The organism is Streptomyces sp. NPDC015345, from assembly GCF_043078805.1.
In the GTDB taxonomy this organism is placed as follows: Bacteria; Actinomycetota; Actinomycetes; order Streptomycetales; family Streptomycetaceae; genus Streptomyces.
Genome location: NZ_JBIBTX010000005.1, coordinates 658,311 through 670,470 on the forward strand (window position 1 = coordinate 658,311; position 12,160 = coordinate 670,470).

13 protein-coding genes and 3 tRNA genes are annotated in these 12,160 nt (G+C 70.5%); 8 read left to right on the forward strand and 8 right to left on the reverse strand.

The features are described 5' to 3' along the window. Positions 1-63 precede the first annotated feature (63 nt). The gene (locus tag ACF062_RS24215) at positions 64-960 is read left to right on the forward strand and encodes a phosphoribosylaminoimidazolesuccinocarboxamide synthase (protein WP_392141097.1); all 897 of its coding nucleotides are present in this window, start codon (positions 64-66) and stop codon (positions 958-960) included. Positions 961-1,019: 59 nt separating this feature from the next. Here the strand turns inward: ACF062_RS24215 and ACF062_RS24220 are convergent. The 8 genes from ACF062_RS24220 to ACF062_RS24255 all read right to left on the reverse strand — a co-directional run bounded on the left by ACF062_RS24220 (position 1,020) and on the right by ACF062_RS24255 (position 5,567). Beyond that, positions 1,020-1,092, reverse strand: a tRNA-Gly gene (locus tag ACF062_RS24220). A 23-nt stretch (positions 1,093-1,115) separates the two neighbouring features. Then, entirely contained in the window at positions 1,116-1,754 is a 639-nt protein-coding gene (locus ACF062_RS24225; protein WP_392141099.1) for a response regulator, read from the reverse strand. Next, positions 1,721-3,037 (reverse strand): sensor histidine kinase, encoded by a 1,317-nt coding sequence (locus ACF062_RS24230; protein ID WP_392141101.1) that lies wholly within the window; start codon positions 3,035-3,037, stop codon positions 1,721-1,723. Before ACF062_RS24230 ends, ACF062_RS24225 begins: the two co-directional genes overlap by 34 nt. Next, positions 3,010-3,789 carry an ABC transporter permease gene (locus ACF062_RS24235; RefSeq protein WP_392141103.1) on the reverse strand — a complete coding sequence of 260 codons (780 nt, stop codon included), beginning with the start codon at positions 3,787-3,789 and terminating at the stop codon, positions 3,010-3,012. Before ACF062_RS24235 ends, ACF062_RS24230 begins: the two co-directional genes overlap by 28 nt. Further along, on the reverse strand, positions 3,786-4,763 hold the full coding sequence (locus tag ACF062_RS24240; RefSeq protein WP_392141105.1) for an ABC transporter ATP-binding protein: 978 nt from the start codon (positions 4,761-4,763) through the stop codon (positions 3,786-3,788). The genes ACF062_RS24235 and ACF062_RS24240 overlap by 4 nt, the downstream gene beginning before the upstream one ends. 135 nt (positions 4,764-4,898) lie before the next feature. Beyond that, positions 4,899-4,974, reverse strand: a tRNA-Gly gene (locus ACF062_RS24245). A gap of 79 nt (positions 4,975-5,053) precedes the next feature. Beyond that, a tRNA-Gly gene (locus ACF062_RS24250) sits at positions 5,054-5,125 on the reverse strand. Between the two features lie 124 nt (positions 5,126-5,249). Beyond that, positions 5,250-5,567 carry an Lsr2 family protein gene (locus ACF062_RS24255; RefSeq protein WP_223775536.1) on the reverse strand — a complete coding sequence of 106 codons (318 nt, stop codon included), beginning with the start codon at positions 5,565-5,567 and terminating at the stop codon, positions 5,250-5,252. Between the two features lie 354 nt (positions 5,568-5,921). On the opposite strand from ACF062_RS24255, the gene purS reads away from it, so the two are divergent. From purS to ACF062_RS24290, 7 genes are all read left to right on the forward strand, one after another. Then, on the forward strand, positions 5,922-6,173 hold the full coding sequence (gene purS / locus ACF062_RS24260) for a phosphoribosylformylglycinamidine synthase subunit PurS (protein WP_223775535.1): 252 nt from the start codon (positions 5,922-5,924) through the stop codon (positions 6,171-6,173). Further along, positions 6,170-6,850 (forward strand): phosphoribosylformylglycinamidine synthase subunit PurQ, encoded by a 681-nt coding sequence (gene purQ, locus ACF062_RS24265; RefSeq protein ID WP_309031236.1) that lies wholly within the window; start codon positions 6,170-6,172, stop codon positions 6,848-6,850. Before purS ends, purQ begins: the two co-directional genes overlap by 4 nt. Next, positions 6,847-9,096 carry a phosphoribosylformylglycinamidine synthase subunit PurL gene (gene purL / locus ACF062_RS24270; RefSeq protein ID WP_392141107.1) on the forward strand — a complete coding sequence of 750 codons (2,250 nt, stop codon included), beginning with the start codon at positions 6,847-6,849 and terminating at the stop codon, positions 9,094-9,096. Before purQ ends, purL begins: the two co-directional genes overlap by 4 nt. Before the next feature lie 173 nt (positions 9,097-9,269). Beyond that, the gene (locus ACF062_RS24275) at positions 9,270-9,776 is read left to right on the forward strand and encodes an ArsR/SmtB family transcription factor (protein ID WP_392141109.1); all 507 of its coding nucleotides are present in this window, start codon (positions 9,270-9,272) and stop codon (positions 9,774-9,776) included. A 36-nt stretch (positions 9,777-9,812) separates the two neighbouring features. Next, positions 9,813-10,652, forward strand: a complete 840-nt coding sequence (locus ACF062_RS24280) for a M23 family metallopeptidase (RefSeq protein WP_392141111.1) — start codon at positions 9,813-9,815, stop codon at positions 10,650-10,652. A 5-nt stretch (positions 10,653-10,657) separates the two neighbouring features. Then, positions 10,658-11,296 (forward strand): TetR/AcrR family transcriptional regulator, encoded by a 639-nt coding sequence (locus tag ACF062_RS24285; protein ID WP_392141113.1) that lies wholly within the window; start codon positions 10,658-10,660, stop codon positions 11,294-11,296. A gap of 9 nt (positions 11,297-11,305) precedes the next feature. After that, positions 11,306-12,106: a sterol carrier family protein gene (locus ACF062_RS24290; RefSeq protein WP_392141114.1), complete on the forward strand. Its 801-nt coding sequence runs from the start codon at positions 11,306-11,308 to the stop codon at positions 12,104-12,106. The last annotated feature ends 54 nt before the right edge of the window (positions 12,107-12,160 follow it).

The window sequence follows — 12,160 nt, forward strand, 5'->3', positions numbered from 1 at the left end:
CCAAGACTTCCCCCTCGATACGGGAGAATCGACACCACTTGGTCGGAATCACTGGAGGGAACCGTGTCCGGATTCGTAGAAAAGCCCGAGCCGCTGCACGTGCCGGGCCTGGTCCACCTCCATACCGGCAAGGTGCGCGACCTGTACCGCGACGAGGCGGGCCGGCTCATCATGGTCGCCAGCGACCGGCTCTCCGCCTATGACTGGGTGCTGCCCTCGGAGATCCCTGACAAGGGCCGCGTCCTCACCCGGCTCTCCCTGTGGTGGTTCGACCAGCTCGCGGACATCATCCCGAACCACGTCCTCTCCACCGACCTGCCGCAGGGCGCCCCCGCCGACTGGGAGGGCCGCACGCTCGTCTGCAAGTCCCTGGAGATGGTCCCGGTCGAGTGCGTGGCCCGCGGCTACCTCACCGGCTCGGGCCTCCTGGAGTACAACGAAACCCGTACCGTCTGCGGCCTCGCGCTGCCCGAAGGCCTGGTCGACGGCTCGGAGCTGCCCGGGCCGATCTTCACGCCCGCCGCGAAGGCCGCCGTCGGCGAGCACGACGAGAACGTGAGCTACGAGGAAGTCGCCCGCCAGGTCGGCCCCGAGACCGCCGCCCAGCTGCGTCAGGCGACGCTCGCCGTCTACAGCAGGGCGCGGAACATCGCGCGTGAGCGCGGCCTGATCCTCGCCGACACGAAGTTCGAGTTCGGCTTCGACGACGGTGCGCTGTTCATCGGCGACGAGGTCCTGACGCCGGACTCCTCGCGGTTCTGGCCCGCCGACCAGTGGGAGCCGGGCCGCGCCCAGCCGTCGTTCGACAAGCAGTTCGTCCGGGACTGGCTGACCTCGCCGGCATCCGGCTGGGACCGCAAGGGCGAGCAGCCGCCGCCCGCGCTGCCGCAGGAGGTGGTGGACGCCACCCGTGCCAAGTACATCGAGGCGTACGAGCGGCTGACCGGGACGTCCTGGTAGCGGGGGCGCCCGGGAAGAACGCGAAAGGCCCCGCTCCGAGGAGCGGGGCCTTTCATCTGAGCGGACGACCAGGTTCGAACTGGCGACCTCAACCTTGGCAAGGTTGCGCTCTACCAACTGAGCTACGTCCGCGTTGCGCCGTAACGCGAGGACCACTATACCCAACCTCGCTCGCGAGCGAGACGCACCGCCGTATGCCGGTTCTCCGCCCCGATCTTGGTGACCGCGGAGGAGAGGTAGTTGCGGACGGTCCCCGGGGAGAGCGCGGCCCGCTCGGCGATCTCCGCGACCGGTGCCCCGTCGGCGGCGAGTTCGAGCACCTCGGCCTCGCGCACGGTCAGCGGCGAGTCCCCCGCGGAGATGGCGTCGGCGGCCAACTCCGGGTCCACGTAACGGTTTCCGGCGTGCACGGTGCGGATGATCTCGGCGAGCCGCTGCGCGCTCACCGTCTTCGGTACGAAGCCGCGTACGCCCACCGCGAGGGCCCGCTTGAGATGTCCCGGTCTGCCATGACTCGTCACGATCATGGTGCGGCAGTGCGGCAGTTCGTCCCGCAGGGATGTGGCCACACTCACACCGTCGGCGCCCGGCATCTGGAGATCGAGCACGGCGACATCGGGCCGGTGGGCCCGCGCCATGGCGAGCGCCTCGGGCCCGGTGGCCGCCTCCGCGACGACCACGAGGTCGTCCTCCAGGGCGAGCAGCGCGGCGAGCGCGCCCCGGATGAGGTGCTCGTCGTCAGCGAGCAGTACACGCAGGCTCACAGCAGGGCCTCGCTCCGGTCGGCTGCACATCGAGGCGCCGCCGGCACCGCGCTCCCCGGGAGCAGTGGTACCGCCGCGGTGAGGCGGAAGCGCCCCTGCCCGGCCGCGAAGTCCAGGGTGCCGTCGACCTCGGCCAGCCGTTCCTGGAGCCCGGCGAGGCCCGAGCCGCCGCCCGACGGCACGGCATCGGGCACGCCGTTGTTCTCGACGGTCAGTGTCGTACGTCCGTCCGTCACCGCCAGGGTGATGTCGCAGCGCGTGGCGTCGCCGTGCCGCAGCACGTTGGTGGCCGCCTCCCGCACGACCCAGCCCAGCGCGGACTGCACGGGCGCCGGCAGCCCCGCCGCCGATCCCGTGACCCGGCAGGTGATCCCGGCCGCCTCCAACACGCCCTGGGCGCCGAGGAGCTCCACGCCGAGGTCGATCTCGCGGTAGCCCCGCACCACCTCCCGCACCTCCCGCTGCGACTCCTGCGCGATCCGCTGCACCTCGACCATCTGGTCCACGGCCTCGGGCCGCCCGCGGCGCGCGAGCTGCACCGCCAGCTCGCTCTTGAGGGCGATGACGGCGAGGTTGCGGCCCATGACGTCGTGCAGGTCCCGCCCGAACCGCAGCCGCTCCTCGGCGACCGCGAGGCGCGCCTCCACCTCGCGCGACCGGTCGGCCTCCCACATCACGGAGAGCGTCCAGGCGCCGCAGCGCGCGGAGATCAGCGTCAGGGCGCCGGCGAAGCCGATGAGGGCGGCGTACCCGGCGAGCCGTCCGCCGGGCACGCCGACGGCGGCGAATCCGGCCAGGGCGACGGCGTCGATCAGCACGATGTGCAGCAGGAACGCCCGGACGGAGACAGCGAAGGCGAGCGACTGGCCGAACGGCACGACCAGGTACAGCGTCGTGAAGCCGATCATGCCTTCGGTGACGCCGTCGACCGCTTCGAGGCCGAGGCTGAGCCCCAGCGCGACGGCCAGCAGGACACCGGAGACGGCGAGGTCGCGGCGCGGCATGCCGCACCGCTTCAGATAGTGGTCGACCGACCGCCGCAGGGACCGGTTGACGTGGACGCTCTGCGCGGCGGCCACCGCGATCAGCGCCCAGCCGAAGATCAGTGCGGCGGGCTCGTGGCGCAGGCTCAGGCCCAGGGGCAGCGAGCCCCAGCTGAGGAAGAAGATCCAGGGCATGGCGTGCCACATGACCATGCTCTGGAACTCGACCTTCTCGATCTTGCTCCGGCCGTGCCAGCCACGCTGCCAGGCCCGTATCCGGCCGACCACACGGACCGCCTCCCTCAGTGCCGGGGTTCCCAGCGGAACCATCGGCGTACAGCAAACACCGACAGCAGGGTCCAGGCCACCGCCGTGGCGAGGGCGCCGAGCGTGTCGGCCGTCGAGAGGTGGCCGGCCCAGCCGCCGCGGATCAGCTCGATGACCGAGGAGAGCGGGAGCAGCTCGCAGAACGCGGCGAGCTTGTCGGGCATGACCTCGAACGGGATGAAGAGCCCGGAGCCGATCATCGACCCGAAGATCAACGGCATGCTCATGACCTGGGCGGACTCGGTGGACCGGCTGAAGCTGCCGGTGACGGCCGCCAGCGCGGCGAACATCACGAGACCCGCGGCGATGCCGAGCACCACGAGGTGGGGCGCGCTCGGCGCCCCGGCGTCCAGGAGCACCGCGCAGCCGATGCTCAGCACCAGGCACTGCGCGATCCCGATGGTGACCGAAGGCAGCGCGGCGCCCGCGAGTATCTCGGCGTCCCGCAGCTCGCCGGTGCGCAGCCGCTTGAGCACCAGTTCCTCGCGCCGGGCGACGTAGACGCCGGTCAGCGTGGCGTATACGGCGAAGAGCAGCGAGAAGCCGAGGGCGCTCGGCAGCACGACCGTGCCGAGGGAGAGCCCGGTGCCCTTCAGGTCCATGCCTTCGGTGGCCTGCCGCATGCTGAGCGGGAGGACGAACGGCACGAACAGCGCCGCGAACAGCGAGCCCTTGCTCCGCCCGAGCAGCGTCAGCTCGGCGCGCGCCAGCGCCCGCATCCGCCCCGCGGGGGTCGTCGACGCCACGGTGCTCATACCGCCATCTCCTTCTCGGCCGGGCGCCCGCCCCGCGTGCTTCCCGCGCCGTCCGTGTTCGTGCCGGGCCTCGCGATCCGCAGGAACGCCTCCTCCAGCGAGGCCGCCCGCACATCGAGCGCCCCCAGTTCGACCTGTGCGTCCCGGGCCCACAACAGCAGCCCTGTGGCGGCTCGTTGCAGCTCGTGCGTACGCAGCTTCACCCGGCGCCCAAAGGTCTCGTGCCCGCTCACGCCCAGCTCGGCGAGCGGCGGCAGATCGCCGACGAAGTACCCCTCGGGGAGTTCGAAGGAGACGTGGGAGGGCTGCGCCGCGACCACGTCGGCGACGCGTCCCTCGGCGGCGATCCGCCCCTCGTGAAGGATCGCGAGCCGGTCGGCGAGCTCCTCGGCCTCTTCCAGGTAGTGCGTGGTGAGCAGCACGGTCGTGCCGTTGTCCCGCAGGTCGCGGACCAGCTCCCAGGTCTCGCGCCGCCCTTCCGCGTCGAGCCCCGTGGTGGGCTCGTCGAGGAAGAGCACCTCGGGCCGCCCGATGAGCGCCATGGCCAGGTCGAGCCGCCGCTTCTCGCCGCCGGACAGCTGCTTGACGCGCACACCGGCCCGCTTGCCGAGCCCCACGGTATCCAGGGCCTTGGCGACGGGCCGGGCGCCGCTGGTGCACCCGGCCCACATCCGCACGGTTTCGGCGACCGTCAACTCCGCGGGGAAGCCGCCTTCCTGGAGCATCACGCCGATGCGGGGCCGCACGGCGCTCCGCTCGGTGTACGGGTCGTGCCCGAGCACCCGGACCCGCCCGCCGGCCGGCGCCGCGAGGCCTTCGAGGAGCTCCATGGTGGACGTCTTGCCGGCGCCGTTGGTGCCGAGCAGCGCGAACAGCTCGCCCCGGCCCACGCCGAAGGAGACACCGCGTACCGCCTCGAAACCGCCCCCGTACACGCGCCGGAGATCGGTCACGTCGATCACTTGGTCAGTCATGGCTAGAGCGTCTCCCGGCCCGGGGCGCGGGAGCAGTGCGCGCTGTCACCGGCTCGCATGACAAATGTCAGAATCCGGCGGCCCGCCCGCGCGCACGAAGAAGACCCCGGTCGGACTGACCGGGGCCTTCTTCGATGGAGCGAACGACGAGGTTCGAACTCGCGACCTCAACCTTGGCAAGGTTGCGCTCTACCAACTGAGCTACGTTCGCATTGCCTCCGACCAGCTCTCACTGATCGGCGCGAGCACCAGCTTACCGCAACCAGATGACTGGTCCGTAAGCGATGCGGAGCGGGTGACAGGAATTGCACACTGCGCCTTCCCCCTGGAAGGGGGATGTTCTACTACTGAACTACACCCGCACGACTCCGTGAGGTCCGGCCTTTCGGCCTTGCCCCTCGGCGTGCTCCAGACTCTAGCTGACCAGCGGGGGTGCAGCGCAAGTCGGTTGCCGCGAGGGGCTCGGGGACCGCGGCGGCCGCCAGGTCAGTTGGCCGCCTCGAAGGCCTCGTAGACCCTCTTGGGGATGCGGCCGCGCGGTGGGACGTCCAGCTGGTGCGAGCGGGCCCAGGCCCGCACCGCCGACGGGTCGGGGGAGACGGCGGTGTGCCGGAACGCCTTCCCGGACTTCGACTGCTTCCGGGCCGCCTCCAGGTAGGGGGCGAGCGCGGTGCGCAGTTTCTTGGCATTGGTTTGGTTGAGGTCGATCTCGTACGACTTGCCGTCAAGACCGAACGCGACCGTTTCCGCCGCTTCCCCGCCATCCATGTCGTCAAAGAGAGTGACTACGACACGCTGCGCCACGAATATCGGTCCCTTCGTGCGGCTCCACCACGCTGACGTGCGGTGACGCCGACTGTCCGGCTGTTATGGGCAAAGTATCGACTATTGCCAATTCATTTGTACAGTGCCCGGCATTGCATTGTGAAGTCCGGCCGAATACCTCCGCGTGTCCGGTCGCAATGGCGAGGCGTGATCTTTTCCTGGATTCCTCGTGAAGGTGTCCTGTTCGATACCCGCCCAGAACCTCGGAACGTGACCGCCATCACGTAGGTTTCTACGAATCTACGCGAGTAGAAATTTTGTGCCGGTAGTCTGAAGGAACCTGCTCAGCACCATGCAAGCAGCACACGCCAGCACCACACACCGGGAGTGCCAGTGGCACGCGTCGTAGTCGACGTCATGCTCAAGCCGGAGATCCTCGACCCCCAGGGCCAGGCGGTGCAGCGTGCACTGCCGCGCCTCGGTTTTGAGGGCATCTCCGACGTACGTCAGGGAAAGCGTTTCGAACTCGAGGTGGACGGGCCGGTCGACGACGCGGCCCTCGCCCGTATCCAGGAGATGGCGGAAACCTTCCTCGCCAACACCGTGATCGAGGACTTCGTCGTAAAGGTGGAGGAAGAGAAGTGACCGCTCGAATTGGCGTCGTCACTTTCCCCGGAACCCTCGACGACCGCGACACCCAGCGCGCCGTCCGCGTGGCGGGCGCCGAGGCCGTGCCGCTGTGGCACAAGGACAAGGACCTCAAGCAGGTCGACGCCGTGGTGCTGCCCGGCGGGTTCTCCTACGGGGACTATCTGCGGGCCGGTGCCATCTCCCGCTTCTCGCCGGTGATGGAGTCCGTCATCGAGCAGGCGAAGGCCGGCATGCCGGTCCTCGGCATCTGCAACGGCTTCCAGGTCCTCACCGAGACGCACCTCCTGCCGGGCGCGATGCTGCGCAACGACCACCTGCACTTCATCTGCCGCGAGCAGAAGCTGCGCGTGGAGAGCGACCGGACCGCCTGGACCGCCGACTACACCGCCGGCCAGGAGATCTCGATCCCGCTCAAGAACATCGACGGGCAGTACACGGCCGACGAGCGGACCCTGGACATGCTGGAGGCCGAGGGCCGCGTCGCCTTCCGGTACCTGGACGGCAACCCCAACGGCTCGCTCCGTGACATCGCCGGCATCACCAACGAGGCGGGCAACGTCGTCGGCCTCATGCCGCACCCCGAGCACGCCGTCGAGCCGCTGGTCGGGACCGGCCGCACCGACGGCCTGGGATTCTTCACCTCGATCCTGAAGAAGCTGGTCAACGCATGACTCTGGACACCGTCAAGCACGCAGCCGAGACCCCCGACGTCAAGCTGCCCTGGGCCGAACTGGGCCTGAAGGAAGACGAGTACGAGCGCGTCCGCGAGATCCTCGGCCGCCGTCCCACCGGCGCCGAGCTGGCCATGTACTCCGTCATGTGGTCCGAGCACTGCTCGTACAAGAGCAGCAAGGTCCACCTGCGGCAGTTCGGCGAGAAGGTGCCGGAGAACGACGCGATGCTCGTCGGCATCGGTGAGAACGCCGGCGTCGTCGACGTCGGCCAGGGCTACGCCGTCACCTTCAAGGTCGAGTCGCACAACCACCCCTCGTACGTCGAGCCCTACCAGGGCGCGGCCACCGGCGTCGGCGGCATCGTGCGCGACATCATCGCGATGGGCGCACGCCCGGTCGCGGTCGTGGACCCGCTGCGGATGGGCGACGCCCACCACCCCGACACCAAGCGCGTGCTGCCCGGCGTCGTCGCCGGCATCGGCGGCTACGGCAACTGCCTGGGCCTGCCCAACATCGGCGGCGAGCTGGTCTTCGATGCCTGCTACCAGGGAAACCCGCTGGTCAACGCCGGTGCCATCGGCGTCATGCGGCACGAGGACATCCACCTCGCGAAGGCGTCGGGCCCCGGCAACAAGGTCATCCTGTACGGCGCCCGCACGGGCGGCGACGGCATCGGCGGCGCCTCGATCCTGGCGAGCGAGACCTTCGACGACACGAAGCCCTCCAAGCGCCCCGCGGTCCAGGTCGGCGACCCCTTCCAGGAGAAGCTCCTCATCGAGTGCACCCTGGAGGCCTTCGCCGAGAAGCTGGTCGTCGGCATCCAGGACCTCGGCGCGGCCGGACTCTCCTGCGCGACCTCGGAGCTGGCGTCGAACGGCTCCGGCGGCATGCGGGTCGAGCTGGACGACGTGCCGCTGCGCGACTCCACGCTCACTCCCGAGGAGATCCTCATGAGTGAGTCGCAGGAGCGCATGTGCGCCGTCGTGGAGCCGGAGAAGGTCGACCGGTTCCTGGAGATCTGCGAGAAGTGGGACGTCATCGCCACCGTCGTCGGCGAGGTGACCGACGGCGACCGGCTGGAGATCTTCTGGCACGGCGAGAAGATCGTCGACGTCGACCCGCGCACGGTCGCGCACGACGGCCCGGTCTACGAGCGCCCCTACGCCCGCCCGTCCTGGCAGGACGCCCTCCAGGCCGACGACGCGAACAAGCTGGCCCGCCCGGCCAACGCGGCCGAGCTGCGCGAGCAGGTCCTGAAGCTGGTCGCCGCCCCGAACCAGGCCGCGAAGTCCTGGGTCACCGACCAGTACGACCGCTTCGTGCAGGGCAACACCGTGCTCGCGCAGCCCGAGGACTCCGGGATGATCCGGATCAACGAGGAGACGGGCCTCGGCGTCGCCATCGCCACCGACGGCAACGGCCGGTACGCGAAGCTCGACCCGTACAAGGGCGCCCAGCTCGCGCTCGCCGAGTCGTACCGCAACGTCGCCGCCTCCGGCGCCAAGCCGCTCGCGATCTCGGACTGCCTGAACTTCGGCTCGCCCGAGGACCCGGACGTCATGTGGCAGTTCGCCGAGGCCATCCGCGGCCTCGCGGACGGCTGCCTGGAGCTGGGCACCCCGGTCACCGGCGGCAACGTCTCGCTCTACAACCAGACGGGCGAGGCGGCGATCCACCCGACGCCGGTCGTCGCCGTGCTCGGCGTGATCGACGACGTGGCCCGGCGCACGCCGATGGCGTTCAAGGAAGAGGGCCAGCTCCTCTACCTGCTCGGCGAGACGCGCGAGGAGTTCGGCGGCTCGGCCTGGTCGCAGGTGGTCCACGACCACCTCGGCGGGCTGCCGCCCGAGGTCGACCTGGGCCGCGAGAAGCTGCTCGCGGACATCCTGATCTCGGCCTCCCGCGACGGCATGATCGACGCCGCGCACGACCTGTCCGACGGCGGCCTCGTGCAGGCCGTCACCGAGTCCTGCCTGCGTGGCGGGAAGGGCGCGCGCCTGATCGTCCCGGACGGCCTGGACGCGTTCACCTTCCTGTTCTCCGAGTCGGCGGGGCGCGCGGTCGTCGCCGTGCCGCGCAGCGAGGAGCTGCGCTTCACCGACATGTGCGGGGCGCGGGGCCTGCCCGTCACGCGCATCGGTGTCGTCGACGGCGACGCGGTGGAGGTGCAGGGCGAGTTCACGCTGCCGCTGAACGAGCTGCGCGAGGCGCACGAGGGGACGATTCCGGGGCTCTTCGCCTGAGCGACTCCTGCTGACGGCTGACGGCTGACGGCTGACGGCTGACGGCTGACGGCTGACGGCCCCCGTCCGGATCCGATCCGGGCGGGGGCTTCGTCGTGCCCGGGCGCTTTTCCGGGGTGCAGGTTTCGGATCAGGGCTTGCCAGAAATTACGTACTTACGTAATCTCGTACTCGTGGATCTTGAAGAGCGCGTCGCCGAGCTCGAACGGCGCATGGCGGAGTTGGAGAGCGCGGGACCGGCCGCACCCCCGGTGGGAGAGGGCGACTTCTGGGCGCTCGACGCCCTGAAGGCACGGCACCCGGTGTCCGATGACGCGGACGGCGCCGTCCTGTTCACCGGAACGGTGCGGGTGCCGACGGGGCATCGCTACGACTGGCAGTACGGCCTGCTCACCGAGACGGTGTTCGAGGGCGACTGGTCGGATGCGGCCGAGTCGTTCGCCGCGCTCGGCCATCCCGTACGGCTGCGGCTGCTGCGGGAGATCCTCGGCGGACTGCGCACCGCCGCCGAGCTGGCCGCGCTGGACGACGTCGGGACGACCGGCCAGATCTACCACCACCTGCGCCAACTCACCGGCGCCGGCTGGCTGCACACCTCGGAGCGCGGCAGGTACGAGGTGCCCGCCGGGCGGGTGGTGCCGCTGCTCGTGGTGCTCACCGCCGCGCGCCCGGTGACCTGACCAAGATTTCGACCTATTTCTGTACAAGGGGGAGTCATGTCCATAGGCCTGCGCAAGTTCGCCGCGGTGCTCCATCGGATGCTGTGGATGGTGTTCTTCGGCCAGTTCGTCGTCAGGCTCTTCACGGACCTGCCGTACAACTACTGGCTGAGCTGGCTGCCCGCGCTCGGCGCGATCGCCGTCAGCACCACGCTGTCCCGCTCCGCGCGCCGACGGATGGAGGTGGAGCCCCCGGCTCCGGTCGAGGTCGCGCCCCCGGTCACCGGCCGCTGGTCCGCGCTCAACAGCCCCGCCGACAAGGTGCCGAGCCACGGCACGCACTACCTGGCACAGACGTACGCCATCGACATCACGGCCGAGCCGGAGGACGGACCCGCGCGCCCCGGTCCCGTCTGGTTCTGGCCCGTCGCCCGGCACGGCCGGGCCTACCCCGCCTTCGGGGAGCCGCTGTACGCGGTGGCCGACGCCACCGTCGTGCACGCCGAGGACGGCCAGCGCGACCACTTGAGCCGCAGCTCCCTCCTCGGGGTGCTGTACTTCTGGCTGATCGAGGGCGTCGGCAGGACGCTCGGCGGGGGCCGCCGCGTCATCGGCAACCACGTCGTGCTCGACCTCGGCGAGGGGACGTACGCCCTGTACGCGCACGTCCAGCGGGGCTCACTCGCGGTCCAAGCCGGCGACGAGGTCACCGCCGGGCAGCGGATCGGCGGCTGCGGCAACTCCGGCAACTCCACCGAGCCGCACGTCCACTTCCAGCTGATGGACGGACCCGACCCGGAGACCGCGCGGGGCGTGCCGTTCAGCTGGCGCGGGGTCGGAGTGCCCCGCAACCGCGAGACGTTCACGGTGGGCGAAGAAGCCACCCGGGTACCGTGACTTGCATGACTGAGGAGCTGGGCCTGCGCGCGCGCAAGAAGAGGCAGACCGCCGCGCGGATCTGGAGCGTCGCCGTGGACCTCTGCTCCGAGCGGGGCTTCGACCACGTCTCCGTGGCGGAGATCGCCGAGGCGGCCGACGTGTCGAAGATGACCGTCTTCAACTACTTCGGCACCAAGGAAGGCGTGCTCGTCGGCCCCATGGAGGAGCATGCCGGGGACCCGGCCCGCGCGGTGCGCGAGCGCCGGCCCGGCGAGTCCGCGGTGGCGGCCATGCGCCGCCAGTTCCTGGCCCAGGTGGCCGAGCGCGACCCGTCGATCGGCCTCAGCGGCGACCCGCGCACCCTCAAGGTGCGCCAGCTCATCAACGAGACGCCGACCCTCGCGCACCGCATGGTGATCTTCCACATGCGCAGTGTCCAGCTCCTCGCGGACGCCCTCGCCGAGGAGACGGGCGACACGCTCCTCGCGCGGGTCGCCGCCGCCCAGCTGACCGGTGCCCGCAACGCGCTCATCATGGAGAACCACCGGCGCACCATCGTCGGCGAGCCGCTCGACGAGATCGCGAAGGACTGTGCCGCGTCCGCCGAACGCGCCTTCGACCTGGTGGAAAAGGGACTTCAGGGGTACCCCGGAAACGCTTAGGCTCGGCCCATGCCACCGGCCAAGAAGCGCACGCGTACGTACGACTCCGCCAAGATCCGCACCGCCGTGCTCGCCCAGTTCGGCAACGTACGAGAGGCGGTACGCACCCTCACGCCCGAGCAACTGGCCCGCCCCACCCGCCTCGGCGAGTGGACCGTGCACGAACTGGCCGCCCATATCGCGATGGTGGTCGGCACCGTCCACCGCTATCTGAGTGTCCCGGAACCGGCGAAGCACGAAGTGCCGCTCATGGACTGGCCGTTCGCGACGGTCACCGCCGCCGCCCAGGTCGACGAGGACACCCGCGCCATCGCCGAGAGCGCGGGCACGGAGCTGGACGAACTGTTCACGCGCACGCTCACCGGCATCGAGCAGTCGCTGGCGGCCGCGCCCGACGGACGCCTCGTGCCGTCCCGCTTCGGCGCCATGACCCTCGGCGACTTCCTGGTCACCCGCACGGTCGAACTGACCGTGCACACCGACGACTTGAACGACGCCGTGCCGGGCCTCGACGTGCCGTACGACCGCCAGGCCCTGGCCGCCTGCACCCGCCTCCTCGCGGACGCGCTCGCGCTGAAGGCGCCGGGTGCCGCCACGGAGGTGCGCGTCCCGCCGTACGCGGTGGTGCAGTGCGTCGAGGGCCCGCGGCACACCCGCGGCACCCCGCCGAACGTCGTCGAGACCGACCCGCTGACCTGGGTCCGCCTCGCCACGGGACGCGCCGACTGGGCGAGCGCCCTGGATGCGGCGAAGGTCAGCGCGAGCGGGGAGCGGGCCGACCTGTCGGGACTGCTGCCGATCATGGGGTGACCCGGTCGGCGGGGCGGATGGAACCGACACCCCCACCTGTCCCGTCACATTGCC